This is a genomic window from Rhodovulum bhavnagarense, from assembly GCF_004343505.1.
Classification (GTDB): Bacteria; Pseudomonadota; Alphaproteobacteria; order Rhodobacterales; family Rhodobacteraceae; genus Rhodovulum; species Rhodovulum bhavnagarense.
In genome coordinates this window covers 1-19,621 of sequence record NZ_SLXU01000015.1, presented here as the reverse complement: position 1 = coordinate 19,621, position 19,621 = coordinate 1, and the positions used below count along the sequence as shown (strand labels likewise).

The window sequence follows — 19,621 nt, the reverse complement described above, 5'->3', positions numbered from 1 at the left end:
GGCTAGCGTGGAGTCATGGCCGAACCTCGATTCATCCATCTGCGTGTGCATACTGAATACTCGTTGCTCGAAGGGGCGGTACGGGTGAAACAACTGCCCGATCTGTGCCGTGCGGCGGGTATGCCTGCCATAGCCGTCACCGATACCAACAACATGTTCTGCGCGCTGGAATTTTCGGTGTTGGCCAGCGGTGCCGGGATTCAGCCGATCATCGGTTGCCAACTCGACTTGGCCTTTGATCCGGTTGAGCCGGGAGAACGGCCACGCCCTCCCGCGCCGGTGGTGTTGCTGGCGCAGGACGAGACGGGCTATGGCAACTTGATGAAGCTGAATTCCTGTCTCTACCTTGGCAAGGCGGGGCACGTGCCACAGGTCACGCTTGAGCAGCTCGAGGCGCATGGCGCCGGACTGATCTGCCTGAGCGGCGGTCCCGAGGGCGCGGTCGGCCAGTTGTTGCAGGCAGCTCAGCACGCCCGCGCCGAGGCATTGTTGGCACGCCTGGCGCGGGCCTTTCCCGACCGGCTGTATGTCGAGCTTCAGCGTCATGCGGGCGAGGGGGGGCAAGTGACGGCGGCCGAGGCCGCGACAGAGCGGGCCCATGTGGAAATGGCCTATGCGATGGACCTGCCGCTGGTGGCCACCAATGACGTTTATTTCCCCAAATCCGCGATGTACGAGGCGCATGATGCGCTGATCTGCATTGCTGATGGCGCCTATGTGGACCAGGCCGAGCCGCGCCGCCGCCTGACGCCGCAGCATTATTTCAAGACGCCTGACGAGATGGCGGCGCTGTTCGCCGACCTGCCCGAGGCCATCGAGAACACCGTGGAAATCGCCCGACGCTGTGCGGTCAAGGCGGAAAAACGCAAGCCGATCCTGCCGGTATTCGCCGATGACGAGGTCGAGGAGTTGCGCCGCCAGGCGCAAGAGGGGCTGGCCGCGCGGCTGGCCGTGATCCCGCATGCCGCCCCCGTCGAGGACTATGAAAAGCGGCTGGAATTCGAGCTGGGCATCATCGAGGGCATGGGCTTTCCCGGCTATTTCCTGATCGTTGCCGATTTCATCAAGTGGGCCAAGGATCACGATATCCCGGTGGGGCCGGGGCGGGGGTCTGGCGCGGGGTCGCTGGTGGCCTATGCTCTGACCATCACCGATCTGGACCCCTTGCGCTATTCGCTGCTGTTCGAACGCTTCCTGAACCCCGAACGGGTCTCGATGCCCGACTTCGACATCGACTTCTGCATGGATCGCCGCGAAGAGGTGATCCACTACGTCCAGGAAAGGTATGGCCGCGACAAGGTGGCGCAGATCATCACCTTCGGCGCGCTGTTGTCCAAGGCCGCCGTGCGCGACGTGGGCCGCGTCTTGCAGATGCCCTATGGCCAGGTTGACAAGCTGTCCAAGCTGATCCCGGTCGAGGGGGTCAAGCCGGTGTCGATCGAAAAGGCCCTTGCCGACGAACCCCGCCTGCGCGAGGCAGCCCGTGCCGAGGAAGTCGTGGACCGGCTTTTGACCTATGGCCAGCAGGTCGAGGGACTGCTGAGAAACGCGTCCACCCATGCCGCAGGCGTGGTGATCGGCGACCGGCCGCTGGACGAGTTGGTGCCGCTTTACCAGGACCCGCGGTCCGACATGCCCGCGACCCAGTTCAACATGAAATGGGTGGAACAGGCGGGGCTGGTCAAATTCGACTTTCTCGGTCTGAAAACCCTGACGGTGATCCAGAATGCCATCGACCTGATCCGACGCGGCGGACGGCAGTTGCACGAGGCCCCGGACGGTAGCCGCATCTACGAGCCCGCCGAAGGAGCCGAGAACGATATCGGACAGATCCCGCTGGACGATGCAAAGACATATCACCTGTATGCCAGCGCCAAGACGGTCGCCGTGTTCCAGGTGGAAAGCTCGGGCATGATGGATGCGTTGCGCCGGATGAAGCCCACCTGCATCGAGGATATCGTTGCGCTGGTGGCCTTGTATCGCCCCGGCCCGATGGAGAACATCCCGACCTATTGCGAGGTGAAACACGGGCTCAAGCCTCTGGAATCGATTCACCCCACGATCGACCACATCCTGGCGGAAACCCAGGGCATCATCGTCTACCAGGAACAGGTCATGCAGATCGCGCAGGTCATGGCGGGCTATTCCCTGGGTGGCGCGGACCTGTTGCGCCGGGCCATGGGCAAGAAGATTGCCGAGGAAATGGCCAAGGAACGCCCCAAGTTTATCGAGGGCGCCAAGGCCACCCATGGCGTCGATGCGAAGAAGGCGGGCGAGGTCTTCGACCTGCTGGAAAAGTTCGCCAATTACGGTTTCAACAAGTCGCACGCGGCGGCCTATGCGGTGGTCAGTTACCAGACTGCCTGGCTCAAGGCCAATCACCCGGTCGAGTTCATGGCAGGTGTCATGAACTGCGACATCCACCTGACCGACAAGCTGTCGGTCTATGCCGAAGAGGTGCGCCGCGGGCTTGAGATCGAGATCGTGCCGCCCTGCGTCAACCGTTCGCAGGCGACGTTCGATGTCCGGGACGGGAAACTGGTCTATGCGCTGGGCGCGCTGAAAAACGTGGGCGTGGACGCGATGGGCCTGATCGTTGCGGGCCGCGGCGACAAACCCTTTGCCACGCTTTACGATGTTGCCCGGCGGGTCGATCTGAAACGGATCGGCAAGCGGCCGCTGGAAATGCTGGCCCGCGCGGGGGCCTTTGACCAACTGGACCCCAACCGCCGCCGGGTTCTCGAAAGTCTCGATGCGCTGGTGGCCTATTCGGCCGCGATCTTTGATCAACGCGCCTCGTCCCAGGTGTCGCTGTTCGGTGAGGCGGGCGACGATTTGCCAGAGCCGCGCCTGTCGCCCGTGGCCGACTGGCTGCCCAACGAGAGGCTGGCCGAGGAACAGAAGGCCATCGGTTTCTACCTCTCCGGGCATCCACTGGATGACTACATGGCCGCGCTCAGGCGGAAAAAGGTGATGACCAGGGCCGAGATCGAACAGGCTACCAAGTCCGGCCCCACCATTGCCAAGCTGGCCGGCGCGGTGGCCGGGCGGCAGGAACGCAAGTCGGCCAAGGGCAACCGCTTTGCATTTGCGCAGTTGTCCGACCCGACCGGGCTTTACGAGGTGACGCTGTTTTCCGACGTGCTGGAGGTCGCGCGCGATCACCTTGAGGCCGGGATGAACGTAGTGCTTACCGTCGAGGCGACCCAGGAAAACGACCAGTTGAAATTGCTGGCCCGCGCGGTGCAACCCATTGACAGCGTGGTGGCCGATGCGGGCAGTGCCGGATTGAAGATCTACGTCGAATCTGCCGAGGCGGTGCAATCGGTTGCCGGTGTGCTGGAGCGTGCCAGGGGCGAGAGCGGTATCCGCGGACGTGGCCCTGTCCAGTTTTGCCTGATGGCGCCCGACCTGCCCGGCGAGGTCGAGATTGCCCTGCCCGAAAGCTATCCGGTCACACCGCAGATCAAGGGCGCGATCAAGTCCTTGCAGGGTATCGCGCTGGTCGAGGATATCTGAGGCAACGCTGCGGGGTGGCGTGGCCGAGGCAGGCGGCGTATGAGGGCGGGGACGGCTGGCGCGCAAAGGGACGGCACGAGATGAAGGCGGTAATCCTTGCAGGGGGGCTGGGCACGCGGATCAGCGAGGAATCGCACCTGCGCCCCAAACCCATGATCGAGATCGGCGGGCGCCCGATCCTGTGGCACATCATGAAGACCTACGGCGCCCATGGCGTGATGGAATTCGTGATCTGCTGCGGCTACAAAGGCTACCAGATCAAGGAATATTTCGCCAATTACTTCCTGCACATGTCCGATGTGACCTTTCACATGGACGAGAACCGGATGGAGGTTCACCAGCGCAAGGCCGAGCCGTGGAAGGTCACGCTGGTGGATACCGGCGAGAGCACCCTGACCGGAGGGCGGCTGAAACGGGTGGCCGAGCATCTGGACGATACCTTTTGCCTGACCTATGGCGACGGGGTTTCGAACGTGGATATCGGCGCGCTGATCGGTTTTCACCGCGCGCAAGGTACCGAGGCGACGGTTACCGCGATCCAGCCCGACGGCCGGTTCGGCGCGCTGGAGATCAAGGGCGACCGGGTGACCAGCTTCGAAGAGAAACCACAGGGCGACGGGCGCTGGATAAATGGCGGCTTTTTCGTGTGCGAGCCATCGGTCCTGGATCGGATCGAAGGCGATCAGATCCCTTGGGAACGCGCGCCGCTGGAAAGTCTGGCCCGTGATGGGCAATTGTCGGTCTATCGCCATGACGGCTTCTGGGCGGCGATGGACACGATGCGCGACAAGAACCGGCTTGAGGCGCTATGGGCCGAGGGCAACGCGCCCTGGAAGGTCTGGGGCTAGGCGATGGGGCTTTGGGCGGGCAAGCAGGTTCTTTTGACCGGTCATACCGGCTTCAAGGGCGCGTGGCTGGCAGAGATGTTGCTGGCGCGCGGGGCAGGGGTATTCGGCCTTGCCCTGCCACCCGATCACGACCCGGCGCTGTTCGACCAGTTGGGGTTGGCCGATCGGTTGGACCATGCGATTGTTGACCTGCGCGACCGGGCGGGGGTGGCCGCGCGGGTGGCGGCGTTTGCGCCCGACATGGTGTTTCACCTGGCCGCCCAGCCCCTGGTGCAGCGATCCTACCGCGATCCGGTGGAAACCTGGGCCACCAACGTGATGGGCACCGTGCATCTGCTGGACGCCTTGCGGATCGCGGGGCGCGCGGTGCCGGTTGTCGTGGTCACCACCGACAAGGTCTATGAAAATCGCGAATGGGTGCATGGTTATCGTGAAACCGATCGGCTGGGCGGGCACGACCCCTATTCCGCCTCCAAGGCCGCTTGCGAACTGGTGGCCGAAAGCTGGCGCAAATCCTTTGGTGCCGCGGGCCTGAAAATCGCCACCGTGCGCGCCGGCAATGTGATCGGCGGTGGCGACTGGTCGGAAAACCGGCTGATCCCCGATCTGGCCCGCGCCTTTGCCGCCGGGCAGCCGCTGAGGGTGCGCAACCCCGCCGCCATCCGCCCCTGGCAGCATGTCCTGGAACCGCTGAGCGGCTACCTGTTGTTGGCCGAGCGCCTGATGACGTCCGACGATCCGCGCTGGCAGGACGCCTTCAACTTCGGCCCCGAACCCGGCGATCTGCGCGCCGTGCGCGACTTGGTCGAGGCCGCCACCACCCTCTGGCCAGGCAAGTGGATCGACGCCACCGACCCGGACGCCCCGCACGAGGCCGGGCGGCTGTCGCTGACCATCGACAAGGCGCGGACCGAACTGGGCTGGGCGCCGCGCTGGGACATTGCGCGGGGGCTGGCGGAAACCGTCACATGGTATCGCGACGTCACCGCGGGCGCGGATGCGGCCGCGCTGACCCGCGCCCAGATCGCGGCGCATGGGGGGGCAGCATGATCTTTACGCCGCTGCCGCTGGAGGGGGCCTGGAAGGTCACGCTGGACCAGCGCGAGGACAGCCGCGGTTTCTTTGCCCGCGTCTTTTGTGCCCGCGAATTCGGCGCCCACGACCTGAACACCGAGTGGGTACAGGTCAACGCCTCGTTCAGCCGGGCCGAGGGCACGCTGCGAGGGTTGCATTTCCAGCGCCCGCCGATGGCCGAGGTCAAGTTGGTGCGCTGCGTGTCCGGTGCCATCTACGACGTGATTGTCGACCTGCGCGCGGGCTCGCCCACCTACGGGCAATGGACCGGGCTGGAACTGTCGGCGCAAAACGGCGCGATGATCTATATTCCCCGAGGCTTTGCCCACGGGTTCCAGACGCTTCGGCCCGATACCGAGCTTTTGTACTTCCATTCGCAATATTACAGCCCCGCGCATGAGGGCGGCCTGCACCATGCGGATCCGGCGCTAGGTATCAACTGGCCTCGCCCGGTGGCCGACCTTTCGCCCCGCGATGCCGGTTTTGCTGGGCTTGAAACGCTGGACCCTATCCCATGACCCAGACCTGCCGACACTGCCATGCGCCGCTGACGCGTCCCTTCCTTGACCTGGGCTATGCGCCGCCCTCGAACGCCTATCTCGCGCCCGAGGCGCTGCACCGGGCCGAGGTGACCTATCCGCTGCGCTTGATGGTGTGCGATAGCTGTTTCCTGGTGCAGACCGAGGATTTTGCCGCGCCCGAGGCGTTGTTCGATGCGGACTATGCCTATTTCTCGTCCACCTCGCGGGGGTGGCTTGACCATGGCGCGCGCTATGCGGCGATGGTGCGCGACAGGTTCGCGCTGGACGCCGACAGCTTCGTGATCGAGGTGGCTTCGAACGATGGCTACCTGTTGCGCAACTTCGTGCAGGCTGGCGTGCCCTGCCTGGGGATCGAGCCCACGGCCTCTACCGCCGCCGCCGCCGAGGCGCAGGGTATCCCCGTGCTGAGAGAGTTTTTCGGGCAGGCGCTGGGTGCGCGGCTGGCGGGCGAAGGACGGCAGGCCGACCTGATCGCGGGCAATAATGTCTTTGCCCATGTGCCCGACATCAACGATTTCGCGCGGGGGCTGGCGGGCGCGCTGAAACCCGAGGGCGTGATCACGCTGGAGTTCCCGCACCTGATGCGGCTGGTGGAATTCTGTCAGTTCGACACGGTCTATCACGAACATTATTCCTATCTCTCGCTGGTCAGCGTCCAGCGCATCCTTGCCGCGGCGGGCCTGCGGGTTTTCGATGTCGAGCAATTGCCGACCCATGGCGGCAGCCTGCGGGTCTATGCCTGCCATGAAACGGCCAGCCATCCCGAGCATCTGGGCGTGGCGGCGCTCTTGGCCGAGGAACGCCGCCGGGGGATGGAAAACCACGCCTATTACGATTCATTCCAGCCGCGTGCCGATGCGCTGAAGGATGCGCTGTTGCGGTTCCTTCTGGATGCCAAGCGTGACGGAAGGACGGTCGCGGCCTATGGCGCGGCTGCCAAGGGCAACACGCTGTTGAATTATGCAGGCGTTAAACCGGACCTGGTGCCCTTCGTTTGCGATGCGGCCGAGGCCAAGCAGGGCAAGTTCCTGCCGGGCAGTCACATCCCGATCCATGCCCCCGACATGCTGGATCGGGTCCGGCCCGATTTCGTGCTGATCCTGCCATGGAACATAGTTGACGAGGTGCGCGCCCAGCTTGACCACCTGGCGCGGCGGGGTACCCGCCTCGTGATCGCGGTGCCCGAGCTGACGATCCTATGACACGGGTTCTGTTGACCGGGGCCACGGGGTTTGTCGGGCGGCAAGTTCTGCGCGCTTTACGCGCGCAGGGCGCCGAGGTGGTTGCGGTGCTGCGCGAGGGGCGCGATCTGTCCGCGGACCTGGCCGGCGTGGTGCGCAGCGCCGATCTTTTTGCCGAGGATGCCGCCGCCTGGCGGCGGGCCTGCGCGGGGATCGACGCGGTGGTGCATGTGGCATGGTATGCAGAGCCCGGCAAATATCAGCATTCTCCGCGCAACCTTGATTGCCTCGCCGGCAGTTTGCGGCTGGCGCAGGGGGCGGCGGCCGCCGGGGTAAGGCGGTTCGTGGGCATCGGAACCTGTTTCGAATACGACCTTGAGGGGATTTTCAAACCTCTTTCCCCCGACGCGCGGCTGGCCCCGCGGACCCCCTATGGCGCGGCCAAGGCTGCCACGTATCTCGCGCTGTCGCGCGCGCTGCCGGGGATGGGGGTTTCTTTTGCCTGGTGCCGGTTGTTTTATCTTTACGGCGCGGGCGAAGATCCCCGTCGCCTGGTCCCCCATATCCACGCCCGTCTTGCACGGGGGGAACCGGCTGAATTGACCTCGGGCCGACAGGTGCGCGATTTCATGGATGTAACCGAGGCGGGTAACCAGATCGCCGCCGTCACGCTGGGGGCGCAGGTCGATGCGTTGAACATCTGTTCCGGCCAGCCAGTCACCGTGGCCGATCTTGCGGCCCGGATCGCCGATGAGTATGGTCGCCCCGACCTGATCCGGCTGGGCGCGCGGGCCGATCCGCCGGACGACCCGCCCTATGTGGTGGGCGTTCCCAGCCTGGCCCGGACATGGAAAGGCCGATGACCTTGCGAGAGCTTTACGCCCAGCACGCGCTGCCCGTCTTTCAGAACCGCATGTATGACAGCGCGGCAGAGGCGCGCGATTGTCCCAAGGGCGACATGCGGCTGGTCGAGGATATGGAAACGGGTCTTGTCTACAACGCCGCGTTTCAGCCCGAACTGTTGGATTACGACGCCAACTACCAGAACGAGCAGGGCCTCAGCCCGGCCTTTCGGGCGCATCTGGATGGTGCCGCCGACCTGGTCGAGGCGCATATGGGGCGCGAGGCCCTGGTCGAGGTCGGTTGCGGCAAGGGCACCTTCCTGGACCTGCTCTTGGCGCGCGGGGTTGACGTGACCGGGTTCGATCCCACCTACGAGGGCAACAGCCCCCGCGTGAGAAAGGTCTATTTCAACGAAGATCTGGGGATCTCGGGCAACGGGCTGATATTGCGCCATGTGCTGGAACATATCCCCGATCCGGTCGGGTTCCTGCATCGGCTGGCGGCGGCGAACGGGCACAAGGGGCTGATCTACATAGAGGTGCCGTGCTTTGACTGGATTTGCCGCAACCGGGCCTGGTTCGACATTTTTTATGAACATGTGAACTACTTCCGTCTTGGCGATTTTGCCCGGATGTTCGGGCGCACCCTGCACCTGGCGCGCAGCTTTGGCGGGCAGTACCTTTCGGTGGTCGCCGATCTTTCCACCCTGTGCGTGCCCCGGCGCGACCCGGACGATGCCGCCGACCTGCCTGCGGATTTCATCGATCGTTTCCGGGCCGAGACCTCGGGCGCGCAAGGCGGCAACGTGGTCTGGGGCGGCGCCTCCAAGGGGGTGATCTACGCGCTGATGCGCGAACGCGCGGGCAATCCCGTGGCGCGCGTGATCGACATCAACCCGGCCAAGCAGGGCCGGTTCCTGGCAGCGACCGGGTTGCAGGTCTTGTCGCCTGAGGCCGGTCTTGCGGAGCTGCCCGACAATAGCGTGATCACCGTGATGAACCCCAACTACCTGGACGAGGTGCGCGCGATGGCGGGCCCGCGTTTCATTTGCAAGGGAATGAGCGATGACTGAATTCGAGAAAGAGGTCGCCGCGCGGCTGGAACAGGTGCCGGGGGATGCGATCCTGCTGGAAAGCGGCGCGGACTTTTTGCAAAGTTCGATCGCGGCACGCTATTCCTACAATTTTTTCTGGCTTGGGCGGCCGATCATCCAGTACCCGCAGGATATCGTGGCGTTCCAGGAACTTGTCTGGCAGGTCAAGCCTGATGTGATCGTCGAGACCGGGATTGCCCATGGCGGTTCGCTGATCCTGTCGGCCTCGCTATTGGCGATGCTGGAACTATGCGAGGCGACGCAGGCGGGCGAGGTCGTGGACCCGAACGCGCCGCGCCGCCGCGTGGTCGGCATCGATATCGACATCCGCGCCCATAACTGCGCCGCGATCGAGGCGCATCCGATGGCGCCGCGTATCACGATGATCGAAGGATCGTCCATCGCACCCGGCATCGTGGACCAGGTGCGCGATGCGGTCGGGGCGGCGCAGACGGTCATGGTCTGCCTCGACAGCAACCACACCCATGATCACGTCCTGGCCGAGCTGGAGGCCTATGCTCCCATGGTCACGCCTGGCAGTTATTGCATCGTCTATGATACGGTGGTCGAGGATTTGCCGAAAGAGCTGTCCTTTGACCGGCCCTGGGGGCCGGGGGACAACCCGAAAACGGCCGTTCATGCCTGGTTGCCCGATCACCCGGAATTCGAGATCGACAAGAGCATCGACCGCAAGCTGATCGTTTCGGTTGCCCCTGACGGGTTTCTCAAGCGCAAGGGCTAGGCCATGGCCCCCCGCGTTTCCATCGGTGTGCCGATCTATAACGGTGCCTCGCTTCTGTCCCAATCCCTTGATTGTCTTGCGCGGCAAAGCCTGCGCGATTTCGAGGTGATCCTGTCCGACAATGGCTCGACCGACGCGACGCCCGATATCTGCGCGCGTTTCGCCGCGAAAGACAGTCGCTTTCGCCATGTGCGGCATACCAAGACCCTGCCGGTGCTGGAAAATTTTTACTTTGCCCGCGATGCGGCCGATGCGCCCTATTTCCTGTGGCGCGCCTATGACGATTTGTCCGACGACACCTATCTCGAGGTTCTGGCCGATCTTCTGGATGCGCGCGCTGAAACCGTGCTGGCCGTGCCGATGGTCCGGCGCGACGCCTCGGCTGGAACAACGGCGCGAGAGTTTCCATATCCGGACATCGACAGCGCTCCGCGCCTGTCGCGGTTGCACGCCCAGATGTTCGAAAATTCCGCGTGCTGGTTTTACGGCATGTGGCGCCTGTCAGCCTGCCGAGAACTCACCGGCCGTATTCATGCGCTATACCCTGATCCGTGGGGCGCGGATCACCTTGCGATTCTTGCTGCGGCGCTTGGAGACGGAGTTCGTGGCACCAACGCGACGGCCTTTCGGCAACGGATAATCCACGAGACGCGTGATTACATGCCGCGCCCCAAACCCGGTTTCGCCGAGATGCGTGACCGCAATGCCCGGTTTGGTGCCACCTGCCGGGCGCTGGTCGCGGCCTCTGATCTTGCCGCGGCGGAAAAGCGAAAGGTCGAGGGCTGGCTGCCGCGCTATGTTCGCCGGCGTTGTCATCGGCGCGACCGCATCTGGAAGGCGTGGCTGCGCCAGACCCTGCGGCACTAGCGTCAGCCGCGCAGCGCCTGTTCGATCTTGTGCAGCGCATAAAGCCAGCCTCGCGCCTTGACATCCTTGTAGACGAAGGGCCGGACCACGCGGGGATCTTTCGGGGTCAGGAAATTCTCGGCCACCGGCCAGACCGACAGGTCGCGCGATATAAGTCGCGCGATTTCCCTCTGCCCCATGTCCTCAAACGCCTTCACATGCCGCCCCACGAAGCGGCCCGCGATACGCGAGGCCAGCGTTTTCTTGTCGCGATTGCGAAAGAACGGCACTTCGGGGCAGAAGAACACGAAAGGGTCGGCCATCATCGGCATAGGCCCGAACAGTTCGCGCGCATGGTTGCCGATGGTGCCCTCGCCCGCCGCGTCATAGCGCCAGCCCGCCGCGCGCAGCCGGTCCACGCGGGCCATGTGAACATCGAAATAGGCCAGGCAATGACGCTGGGTGCGGGGATGGTCGGGCGGCGAAACATAGGCGCGTGCCGCGGGATCGGGGCGCAACTCGCGCCGGAACCGTCGCATCCGGTCGGCCTTCATGAAGAGTGGTGAGACAAAGGCGCGGTTGGTATCGGCCTGAAACAGCCCTTCGATCCTGAAAAGATCGTCGGGGGTGAGGTCGCGCACCACCTGCGTGTCGTCCTGCAACATCAGGATGATGTCGTGCTCGGCCCGGTCCAGCGCCGCGTTCATGTTGGCATAAAGCCCGCCATGGCGGGCCGCGTCACTGGCCGGGCGCAGAACAGCACGTTCGCCCAGCGTGGCGAGATAGGCACGCATCTCGGGATCGGTCGAGGCATCGTCATGGACGCGCAGCCGCGCGCCGGGAATGTGGCGTTCGACGGACTCTACGCAGTTCTTGAGGTAATCCGGTCGGTTATAGGCAAAGATCGCGACGTCGATCATCGCCAGTCCCAGTTGATTACCGGCCTGTCCATTCTGGCTGCGCGCCGTTTGAGCGCACGCGTGCGCGCGGCCAGAGAGATCACCGCGCGTTCATGCGTTTCAACAAAGACATGGCCGATCCGTGCCGCGACGGGATCGCCCAGAAGGCGTTCGAGCAAGGCCACCTCGGAGCCCTCGATATCGATCTTGAGCAGCTTTACGGGACGGTTCAGAGCGTGCAGGTAAGCCACGAAATCCTTGACCTCGACCTCGACCGTCTCGCCGCCCTCCATCCGCCGCTTGCCCTGCACCAGGGTCGACGAGACCGTGCGCCGGTCTGGGTCGTTGGCGAAATCGCGGTGACGCATCAGCGGCAGGGTTCCCGCCTGTGCGGCGGCCGCCGCCTGGATCAGGGTGACGTTGGCGCGTCCGGCCAGCCGTGCGGATAACAACTCAAAAGCATGCGGATCGGGTTCGAACGCGATTACGTCGGCGCCGGTTTCGGCCAGTGTCTCGGTGATCAGTCCGATATTGGCACCCAGGTCGATGGCCAGGTCACCTGGGCGCAGATCGGCGCGCGCGGCCTCGAATGCCTCGATCGCCGCGCCGCGGCGGCGGGTCTTTTCGCCGGTCGCCTTGCGGGCCAGGTGGCCCAGTTCCATTCGCACCCGTTCCAGGATCAAGCCCATGCCGCCCGTGCCCCCTGTCATGTCAGGCCCCGTGATGCCGGATGCCCCCCCCTTTGGCAACAGCTTTGCTCGTTACCAGTGCGGCGGTTTCTGATCGGCCAGCGGAATGCTGCCGCCGGTGTCCAGTTCGCGTTCGGCCTCGCGTGCCATCAGCATGGCCACCCGCCGGCTCAGCCGGTCAAGCTCGGACTGCTGGCGGGCGACGACCTCGGACAGTTCGTCGACGTGGCGGGTCAGATGCGCGATCCGCTCTTCCAGTTGCGTTCTGTGGTCCATGTCATACTCCCGTTGCCCTGCGCCACCTTGCCCCGCGCCCCCCCATCCGCTAGACCCCGCACGAACCCGGCACCAGCGGCGAGACAGCGATGGCCAAGATCCAGAAACCCCGGCGCCCCAAGGCCGAGACCCCAAAGGGCTTTCGCGACTATTTCGGCGCGGACGTGACCGAGCGCAAGGCGATGCTGGACAAGATCGCCGAGGTGTACCACCGCTACGGCTTCGATCCGCTGGAAAGTTCCGCCGTGGAAACGCTGGACGCGCTGGGCAAATACCTGCCTGACGTGGATCGCCCCAATGCCGGTGTCTTCGCCTGGCAAGAGGAGGATGGCGACTGGCTCGCCCTGCGCTATGACCTGACCGCGCCGCTGGCCCGCGTTGCCGCCCAGTTCCGCAACGATCTGCCGACCCCCTATCGCCGCTACGCGATGGGGCCCGTGTGGCGCAATGAAAAACCGGGGCCGGGCCGGTTCCGCCAGTTCTATCAATGCGATGCGGATACGGTGGGCGCGGCCTCGGTCGCGGCGGATGCAGAGATCTGCGCGATGCTGTCGGATGCCCTGGAAACAGTGGGCATTCCTCGCGGCGACTACATCGTACGGGTCAACAACCGCAAGGTGCTGAACGGGGTGATGGAGGTTGCCGGCGTTCTGGACCCCGCCGACCCCGAAAAGTTCGCGCATGAGCGCGGCATCGTCCTGCGCGCCATCGACAAGCTTGACCGGCTGGGGCCGGAGGGTGTGCGGGCGCTGCTGGGCAAGGGTCGAAAGGACGAGTCTGGCGATTTCACCGAAGGGGCGGGGTTGTCGCAGGATCAGGCCGAGGTGGTCATGGGGTTCATGGCGGCCCGCCGTGACACCGGGGCCGACACCTGTTCCCGGCTGCGCGAACTGGTGGCCGGGTCGCGGATCGGCGAGGAAGGCGTAGCCGAACTGGAAACCATCGCAGATCTGCTCTCCGCACAGGGCTACGGCCCCGACCGCATCGTGCTGGACCCTTCGGTCGTCCGCGGCCTTGGCTATTATACCGGCCCGGTGTTCGAGGCGGAACTGACCTTCGAGATCCTCGACGAAAAGGGCCGTCCGCGCCAGTTCGGCTCGGTCGCCGGGGGCGGGCGTTACGACGATCTGGTGAAACGCTTCACCGGGCAGGCCGTGCCCGCAACGGGCGTGTCCATCGGGGTGGATCGTCTGCTGGCCGCGCTGCGGGCCAAGGGCCGGGCGGGCGACAGGTTGCAAGGCCCGGTGATCGTTACCGTGATGGATCGCGACCGCATGGCCGATTATCAGGCCATGGTGGGCGAGCTGCGCAGCGCCGGCATTCGCGCTGAGGTCTATCTGGGCAATCCGAAAAATTTCGGCAACCAGTTGAAATACGCCGACAAACGCAATTCGCCCATTGCCATCATCCAGGGCGCGGACGAGGCCGCGCGCGGCGTGGTTCAGATCAAGGATCTCGTGCTGGGCGCCAAGATCGCCGAACGCGCCAGCCTGGAAGAATGGAAATCCCAACCCGCCCAGTTCGAGGCCGCCCGCGCCGACATGGTGACAGAGGTCGGGCGTCTGCTGGCCCAGGACAAGGACACCGCCCCGTGACCGACAAGGCCGATGTCCTAGCCCAGGCCGAACGGCTTCATGCCTTTTGCCGCAATGCGGGCGCGCAGCCGGTTCAGACCTCGATCCTGCAACCGGCTGAAACGCTGCTCGACCTTTATGGCGAGGATATCCGCGCGCGCGCCTACGTGACTTCCGATCCATTGCGCGGCGAACAGATGTTGCGCCCCGATTTCACCGTGCCCGTGGTGCAGATGCACATGGACAAGGGCGGCGATCCCGCCCGTTATACCTATATGGGCGAGGTCTTTCGCCGACAGGAACGCGACCCCAACCGCGCTAACGAATACATCCAGGTCGGCTATGAACTTTTCGGCGGCGACGATCCTGCCGCCGCGGATGCCGAGGTTTTCGCGCTTTTCGCGGAAATGCTCTCGCCTTTCGGGCTGCGCGCGGCGACTGGCGATATCGGGGTGTTGCTGGCCGCGGTCGAGGGCTTGTCGACCACCGACAAGCGAAAGTCGGCGCTCAAGCGCCATATCTGGCGCCCACGCCGGTTCCGTGCGCTTCTGGAACGCTTCGGCGGGCGCATGCCCCTGCCCGAACCGCGCAAGCGCTTGCTGGCGAAGTTGGAAAAACACGGTGTCCAGGCGGTGCTGGACGATGCGGGGCCGGAAATCGGCCTGCGTTCGCGCGAAGACGTGGCCGCGCGGCTGGCGGTGCTGGCCGCCGATTCAGCTCAGCCTCCCATCGCTGAGGCCGAGGTCGAGTTGCTCGAGGATATCCTGTCCTTGCGCGAAACCAGTCCCCACGCCCTGGCACATCTGCGCGATATCGCGGTGGACCTGGTCACCATCACGCCCGCGCTCGACCGAATGCAGGCGCGGCTGGACGCGCTGGCCGGTCTGGGGGTCGATGTCGATCTGCTGGATTTCGAGGCCAGCTATGGCCGCACCACGATGGAATATTACGATGGCTTCGTCTTTGGTTTCTATGCCGAGGGGCGGCCGGACCTGCCGCCCGTGGCCTCGGGGGGGCGCTATGATGCGCTGACGCGCATCCTGGGCCGGGGGCGTGCGGTGCCGGCCGTGGGCGGCGTGGTGCGCCCCGAACTGGTGCTGACGCTGACCGAGGAGGCCGCCCGATGACCCTGAAACTTGGTGTGCCCTCCAAGGGCCGGCTGATGGACAAGACCTTCGAGTGGTTTGCCGAGCACGGCGTGCGTATCGCGCGTACCGGCTCGGAACGAGAATATGCGGGCTCGGTCGAGGGAATCGCGGGGATCGAACTTGTCCTGCTCTCGGCGGGAGAAATCCCACGCGAATTGGCCGCTGGCCGCATTCACCTCGGCGTCACCGGTTCGGATCTTGTGCAGGAACGGATCGCGGATTGGGAAAACCGCGTTCAGGCACTCGAACCCATGGGATTCGGCTTTGCCGACCTGATCATCGCGGTGCCCCGGTGCTGGGTCGATGTCGATACGCTGGACGATCTCGACGCGGCCGCAGCGGCCTTTCGCGCGTTCCATGGCCACCGGCTGCGGATTGCCACGAAATACCACCGTCTCGTGCGCGAATTCCTGCGCGAGGCAGGCGTGGCCGATTACCAGCTTGTCGATAGCCAGGGCGCGACCGAGGGGACGGTAAAGAACCTCACCGCCGAGGCGATCGCCGACATCACCTCGACCGGCGAAACCTTGCGGGCGAACCACCTCAAGGTCCTGTCCGACGGGTTGATCCACCGCAGCCAGGCGACGCTGTTCAAGTCACGTACAGCCCCTTGCGACGACGCGTGCCGGGCAATCTACCGCGCCCTTGCCGACCGCCTGGCCCTGGGTAACTAGGCGTCGTCTTCCTGCTTCTTCTTGGCCGAAATACCCTGGGGGTCCGGGGGTGAACCCCCCGGCCTGCCGGCTTGTGCGCGCAAGACGATTCCGCTCAGCGAACTCCGATTTCCGCCAGCGCCGCCATCAATCCCGGCGGCAAGGCTTCCTCTGCCGGCCTCGGCCTGTCGGGCAGGTCGCGCGGGGCATCCTGCGCCGGCAGGTAGCGCCAGCCCTGGAACGGGCGCCGCACAACGGCCTCGGTTCGGATGATCCGCGCCTCCAGCACGATCCCGCACCGTCTTGTCCCGTCGCCCCCGGTCACCTCGTCCAGCCGCATTATACGCTGGCGCGCCAGGATCACGCCCTTGAAAACCCAGTAAAGCGATCCGCCGTTCAACAGCTCCCCGGATCGCTTGGGCCACATCCGGGTGACATGACGGGGCAGCCCGTCCGGCCCCTTGGCGCGGGCCGTTTCCTGCCAGCGCGCCAGATCCTCCACCCGCTCGGCACCGACGCAGAGCTTTACCAGGTTGACATGGTCTTGCGCCATCCTGGCCCCCCAGATCCTGTTGATGTCCAGACTGTGTAGACTACTTGTTGCGGAGTTCAAGCCAAAGCCCTATTGTCGACAACCTCTTTCCGCGCATCCAAGGACTGTCAGATGAGCCGCTTTTCCGCCCCCATCGCCGAACAGATATGGGATATGAAATACCGCCTGAAACAGGCCGATGGCACGCCCGTCGACCAGACGGTCGAGGATAGCTGGCGCCGCATCGCCCGCGCCCTGGCCGCGCCCGAGGCCGACCCGGCGGCATGGGAGGAAAAGTTCTACGCGGCGCTGGAAGATTTCCGTTTCCTGCCCGCGGGCCGGATCACCGCGGGGGCAGGAACGGGGCGCAACGTGACGCTGTTCAACTGCTTCGTGATGGGTACGATTCCCGACAGCATGGCGGGCATCTTCGACATGCTGAAAGAGGCCGCGCTGACAATGCAGCAGGGCGGCGGGATCGGTTATGATTTCTCGACGATCCGTCCCAAGGGGGCCAGCGTTCTGGGCGTTGCGGCCGATGCGTCGGGGCCGCTCTCCTTCATGGATGTCTGGGACGCGATGTGCCGAACGATCATGTCGGCAGGCAGTCGCCGTGGCGCGATGATGGCCACCATGCGCTGTGACCACCCCGATATCGAGGCGTTCATCACCGCCAAGCAGGACGCCGCCCGGTTGCGAATGTTCAACCTTTCCGTCCTCGTCACCGATGCCTTCATGGAAGCGGTCAAGGCCGATGGCCCGTGGGAGTTGCAGTTCGACGGCAAGGTCTATCACACGGTGCAGGCGCGCGACCTGTGGAACAAGATCATGCGTGCGACTTACGATTATGCCGAACCGGGCGTGATCTTCATCGACCGCATCAACCAGATGAACAACCTGCGCTATTGCGAGGAAATCGCGGCGACCAATCCCTGCGGCGAACAGCCTCTGCCGCCCTATGGTGCCTGTCTTCTGGGCTCGATCAACCTCGCGCGCCTGGTCCGCGACCCGTTCGAGTCCATCGCCGACCTGGACGAGGCCGAGCTGGATGATCTGGTCGCCACTGCCGTGCGGATGATGGACAATGTCGTCGAGGCGTCCAGGTTCGCGCTGCCCCAGCAAGAGCAGGAGGCGACGGATAAGCGCCGGATTGGGCTGGGCGTGACCGGGCTGGCCGATGCCCTGCTGATGGTCGGGTTGCGCTACGGTTCCGACGAGGCGGCGCGCCAGACCGAGCGCTGGTTGCACCGGATCGCCCGCGCCGCCTATCTGGCGTCGGTGCAATTGGCGAAGGAGAAAGGCGCGTTCCCCCTGTTCGATGCCGAAAAATACCTCGCCAGCGGGGCGCTTGCCCATATGGACGAGGACGTGCGCGCGGCCATTGCGGATCACGGTATCCGCAACGCGCTGCTCACCTCGATCGCGCCCACGGGCACGATCAGCCTTTACGCCGGTAACGTGTCCAGCGGCATCGAGCCCGTCTTTGCCTATGCCTATACCCGCAAGGTGCTGCAAAAGGATGGCAGCCGCACCGAGGAAGAGGTGGTCGATTATGCCGTGCGTCTGTGGCGCGAAAAGTTCGGCGAGACGGAGTTGCCCGATTATTTCGTGAACGCCCAGACCCTTGCCCCCATGGATCATGTCAAGATGCAGGCCGCCGCGCAGAAATGGGTGGATTCGTCGATCTCCAAGACCATCAACTGTCCCGAGGATATTTCCTTCGACGCGTTCAAGGATGTCTACCTGCAAGCCTATGAAACCGGGTGCAAGGGCTGCACGACATACCGGCCCAACGATGTCACGGGTAGTGTGCTGAGCGTGGTTGAGGAGAAACCCGAACACGCCACGGCCGAGCATGTGCCGGTCGACGATGGCACCCACCCCGTGCCCCCCGCCGACGTGGTCTATATCGCCGATCCGCTGGACCGCCCGCAGGCGCTGGAGGGCAATACCTACAAGCTGAAATGGCCCGACAGCGAACATGCGATCTACATCACCATCAACGATATCGTCATCGGCGGCCGACGGCGGCCTTTCGAGGTATTCATCAATTCCAAGAACATGGAACATTTCGCCTGGACGGTGGCGCTGACGCGAATGATCTCGGCGGTGTTCCGGCGCGGCGGCGATGTCAGCTTCGTGGTCGAGGAACTCAAGGCGGTGTTCGACCCGCGTGGCGGGGCGTGGATGCAGGGCAAATACATCCCCTCGATCCTGGCGGCCATCGGCGGCGTGATCGAGCGCCACATGATCGCGATCGGCTTCATCGACGGCGAGGGGATGGGCCTTAAATCCGACCCGCACCTTGAGGCCATGACCGCTGGCGAACCCCGCCGAGGCCGCGCCTGCCCAAGCTGCGGCGCCTACGAGATGCGGATGGTCGAGGGGTGTATGACCTGTATGAGCTGCGGGTATTCGAAGTGCAGTTAGGCATTCGATCTCACAACTTGTCTGGTGTCTGGTGGGGCAATTAAAGCCCATTTTGGAGATTTCGGCGCCCATTTTCAGGGGCTTTCGCGCCCATAGGTCGCTAAGTGCCTGAAATGTAATCGGTTTGGGGGAAGCCCGCCTGAGGGGCCCGTGTTCGGGCCTCTCGGGGGCGTCCCTGTCTCCTTTTCCCGGGGCTTTTCTGCCGAAGCCCCCGGGAAAACAGGCGAGCTTGACCCTGTGCTGATACCCGCGTGCAAGGCTCTGACGGCGAAAGAGCAAGCGGCGCTGCGCGCTGATGATGAACCGATCAAGCAGGCCGAGATCAACAACGCAAACGCGGCGCTCAAGCTCGTTCAGTTCCTCGGTCATCCGTGGTCGGCCATAGCTGCCCAGGCTCAACCGGTGCTGATCGCGGATATGGGCGAGGAGCACCATGTCCCGCCGCTGGCGATGCGACGGGGGCCGGTGCTTCCAGGCATGGAGCCCGCGTTCTGAGACGCCCATCAGGCGGCACAGATGGCCGCGGGTCAGTGTACCGCGATACGCGGCAATATACTGAAACTTCACGGCTTTTGAGCCGCGAAGAACATCGCCGCCTTCCTAAGAAACAGCCTCTGTCTGGGGAATGGGCTCCAATGCAAAACCGAGGGTCTTGGCGCGCCGTTGAAGGTTGGAGAGCACGCGTTTCCGATGTCGTTCATCATAGGCTGCAGCCCCTTGATCCTGATATGT

Annotated in this window: 17 protein-coding genes and 1 pseudogene; 13 read left to right on the top strand and 5 right to left on the bottom strand. The window is 64.4% G+C overall.

Going from position 1 to position 19,621, the window contains the following annotated elements; genetic code table 11:
- The first annotated feature begins 15 nt into the window (after window positions 1-15).
- From dnaE to EV663_RS12570, 9 genes are all read left to right on the top strand, one after another.
- Window positions 16-3,519, top strand: coding sequence for a DNA polymerase III subunit alpha (gene dnaE / locus EV663_RS12610; RefSeq protein ID WP_132952406.1), 3,504 nt, complete (start codon window positions 16-18; stop codon window positions 3,517-3,519).
- A gap of 80 nt (window positions 3,520-3,599) precedes the next feature.
- The gene (gene rfbF, locus EV663_RS12605; RefSeq protein WP_132952404.1) at window positions 3,600-4,367 is read left to right on the top strand and encodes a glucose-1-phosphate cytidylyltransferase; all 768 of its coding nucleotides are present in this window, start codon (window positions 3,600-3,602) and stop codon (window positions 4,365-4,367) included.
- Window positions 4,368-4,370: 3 nt separating this feature from the next.
- Window positions 4,371-5,417, top strand: a complete 1,047-nt coding sequence (rfbG, locus tag EV663_RS12600; RefSeq protein WP_132952402.1) for a CDP-glucose 4,6-dehydratase — start codon at window positions 4,371-4,373, stop codon at window positions 5,415-5,417.
- Window positions 5,414-5,959 carry a dTDP-4-dehydrorhamnose 3,5-epimerase gene (gene rfbC / locus EV663_RS12595; protein ID WP_132952400.1) on the top strand — a complete coding sequence of 182 codons (546 nt, stop codon included), beginning with the start codon at window positions 5,414-5,416 and terminating at the stop codon, window positions 5,957-5,959. The genes rfbG and rfbC overlap by 4 nt, the downstream gene beginning before the upstream one ends.
- Window positions 5,956-7,185, top strand: a complete 1,230-nt coding sequence (locus EV663_RS12590; protein WP_132952398.1) for a class I SAM-dependent methyltransferase — start codon at window positions 5,956-5,958, stop codon at window positions 7,183-7,185. The genes rfbC and EV663_RS12590 overlap by 4 nt, the downstream gene beginning before the upstream one ends.
- Window positions 7,182-8,027 carry an NAD-dependent epimerase/dehydratase family protein gene (locus EV663_RS12585; RefSeq protein WP_132952396.1) on the top strand — a complete coding sequence of 282 codons (846 nt, stop codon included), beginning with the start codon at window positions 7,182-7,184 and terminating at the stop codon, window positions 8,025-8,027. The genes EV663_RS12590 and EV663_RS12585 overlap by 4 nt, the downstream gene beginning before the upstream one ends.
- Window positions 8,024-9,079 carry a class I SAM-dependent methyltransferase gene (locus tag EV663_RS12580; RefSeq protein ID WP_165910194.1) on the top strand — a complete coding sequence of 352 codons (1,056 nt, stop codon included), beginning with the start codon at window positions 8,024-8,026 and terminating at the stop codon, window positions 9,077-9,079. The genes EV663_RS12585 and EV663_RS12580 overlap by 4 nt, the downstream gene beginning before the upstream one ends.
- A complete protein-coding gene (locus EV663_RS12575; RefSeq protein WP_132952395.1) occupies window positions 9,072-9,842 on the top strand; it encodes a cephalosporin hydroxylase family protein in 771 nt (256 codons plus the stop codon). Before EV663_RS12580 ends, EV663_RS12575 begins: the two co-directional genes overlap by 8 nt.
- Before the next feature lie 3 nt (window positions 9,843-9,845).
- Entirely contained in the window at window positions 9,846-10,709 is an 864-nt protein-coding gene (locus EV663_RS12570) for a glycosyltransferase family 2 protein (RefSeq protein ID WP_132952393.1), read from the top strand.
- Between the two features lie 2 nt (window positions 10,710-10,711).
- On the opposite strand, the gene EV663_RS12565 is transcribed toward EV663_RS12570, so the two are convergent.
- Genes EV663_RS12565 through EV663_RS12555 form a run of 3 tightly spaced genes read right to left on the bottom strand, consistent with a single transcriptional unit; the run spans window position 10,712 to window position 12,552 of the window.
- Entirely contained in the window at window positions 10,712-11,608 is an 897-nt protein-coding gene (locus EV663_RS12565; RefSeq protein WP_132952391.1) for a glycosyltransferase family 2 protein, read from the bottom strand.
- Window positions 11,605-12,297 carry an FkbM family methyltransferase gene (locus tag EV663_RS12560; protein ID WP_132952389.1) on the bottom strand — a complete coding sequence of 231 codons (693 nt, stop codon included), beginning with the start codon at window positions 12,295-12,297 and terminating at the stop codon, window positions 11,605-11,607. Before EV663_RS12560 ends, EV663_RS12565 begins: the two co-directional genes overlap by 4 nt.
- 51 nt (window positions 12,298-12,348) lie before the next feature.
- Window positions 12,349-12,552, bottom strand: a complete 204-nt coding sequence (locus tag EV663_RS12555) for a SlyX family protein (protein ID WP_132952387.1) — start codon at window positions 12,550-12,552, stop codon at window positions 12,349-12,351.
- 89 nt (window positions 12,553-12,641) lie between these two features.
- On the opposite strand from EV663_RS12555, the gene hisS reads away from it, so the two are divergent.
- From hisS to hisG, 3 genes are read left to right on the top strand one after another with little or no spacing between them, the layout of a single operon-like run.
- Window positions 12,642-14,147: a histidine--tRNA ligase gene (gene hisS, locus EV663_RS12550; RefSeq protein ID WP_132952385.1), complete on the top strand. Its 1,506-nt coding sequence runs from the start codon at window positions 12,642-12,644 to the stop codon at window positions 14,145-14,147.
- Window positions 14,144-15,253, top strand: a complete 1,110-nt coding sequence (locus tag EV663_RS12545) for an ATP phosphoribosyltransferase regulatory subunit (protein WP_243697961.1) — start codon at window positions 14,144-14,146, stop codon at window positions 15,251-15,253. Before hisS ends, EV663_RS12545 begins: the two co-directional genes overlap by 4 nt.
- Window positions 15,250-15,948 (top strand): ATP phosphoribosyltransferase, encoded by a 699-nt coding sequence (hisG, locus tag EV663_RS12540; RefSeq protein WP_132952381.1) that lies wholly within the window; start codon window positions 15,250-15,252, stop codon window positions 15,946-15,948. The genes EV663_RS12545 and hisG overlap by 4 nt, the downstream gene beginning before the upstream one ends.
- Window positions 15,949-16,042: 94 nt before the next feature.
- On the opposite strand, the gene EV663_RS12535 is transcribed toward hisG, so the two are convergent.
- Window positions 16,043-16,480: a DUF1489 family protein gene (locus tag EV663_RS12535; protein WP_132952379.1), complete on the bottom strand. Its 438-nt coding sequence runs from the start codon at window positions 16,478-16,480 to the stop codon at window positions 16,043-16,045.
- 111 nt (window positions 16,481-16,591) lie between these two features.
- Here EV663_RS12535 and EV663_RS12530 point away from each other — a divergent pair, with 111 nt between their 5' ends.
- Window positions 16,592-18,889 (top strand): adenosylcobalamin-dependent ribonucleoside-diphosphate reductase, encoded by a 2,298-nt coding sequence (locus tag EV663_RS12530; protein WP_132952377.1) that lies wholly within the window; start codon window positions 16,592-16,594, stop codon window positions 18,887-18,889.
- A 303-nt stretch (window positions 18,890-19,192) separates the two neighbouring features.
- On the opposite strand, the pseudogene EV663_RS16070 reads toward EV663_RS12530, so the two are convergent.
- Window positions 19,193-19,489: pseudogene (locus EV663_RS16070) on the bottom strand (IS3-like element IS1133 family transposase); the annotation flags it as partial.
- Window positions 19,490-19,621: the final 132 nt, after the last annotated feature.

Bases quoted from the DNA above. Each gene is read 5' to 3' on its own strand.
- dnaE (WP_132952406.1), top strand. From the start codon at position 16: ATGGCCGAACCTCGATTCATCCATCTGCGTGTGCATACTGAATACTCG.
- rfbF (WP_132952404.1), top strand. From the start codon at position 3,600: ATGAAGGCGGTAATCCTTGCAGGGGGGCTGGGCACGCGGATCAGCGAG.
- rfbG (WP_132952402.1), top strand. From the start codon at position 4,371: ATGGGGCTTTGGGCGGGCAAGCAGGTTCTTTTGACCGGTCATACCGGC.
- rfbC (WP_132952400.1), top strand. From the start codon at position 5,414: ATGATCTTTACGCCGCTGCCGCTGGAGGGGGCCTGGAAGGTCACGCTG.
- EV663_RS12590 (WP_132952398.1), top strand. From the start codon at position 5,956: ATGACCCAGACCTGCCGACACTGCCATGCGCCGCTGACGCGTCCCTTC.
- EV663_RS12585 (WP_132952396.1), top strand. From the start codon at position 7,182: ATGACACGGGTTCTGTTGACCGGGGCCACGGGGTTTGTCGGGCGGCAA.
- EV663_RS12580 (WP_165910194.1), top strand. From the start codon at position 8,024: ATGACCTTGCGAGAGCTTTACGCCCAGCACGCGCTGCCCGTCTTTCAG.
- EV663_RS12575 (WP_132952395.1), top strand. From the start codon at position 9,072: ATGACTGAATTCGAGAAAGAGGTCGCCGCGCGGCTGGAACAGGTGCCG.
- EV663_RS12570 (WP_132952393.1), top strand. From the start codon at position 9,846: ATGGCCCCCCGCGTTTCCATCGGTGTGCCGATCTATAACGGTGCCTCG.
- EV663_RS12565 (WP_132952391.1), bottom strand. From the start codon at position 11,608: ATGATCGACGTCGCGATCTTTGCCTATAACCGACCGGATTACCTCAAG.
- EV663_RS12560 (WP_132952389.1), bottom strand. From the start codon at position 12,297: ATGACAGGGGGCACGGGCGGCATGGGCTTGATCCTGGAACGGGTGCGA.
- EV663_RS12555 (WP_132952387.1), bottom strand. From the start codon at position 12,552: ATGGACCACAGAACGCAACTGGAAGAGCGGATCGCGCATCTGACCCGC.
- hisS (WP_132952385.1), top strand. From the start codon at position 12,642: ATGGCCAAGATCCAGAAACCCCGGCGCCCCAAGGCCGAGACCCCAAAG.
- hisG (WP_132952381.1), top strand. From the start codon at position 15,250: ATGACCCTGAAACTTGGTGTGCCCTCCAAGGGCCGGCTGATGGACAAG.
- EV663_RS12535 (WP_132952379.1), bottom strand. From the start codon at position 16,480: ATGGCGCAAGACCATGTCAACCTGGTAAAGCTCTGCGTCGGTGCCGAG.
- EV663_RS12530 (WP_132952377.1), top strand. From the start codon at position 16,592: ATGAGCCGCTTTTCCGCCCCCATCGCCGAACAGATATGGGATATGAAA.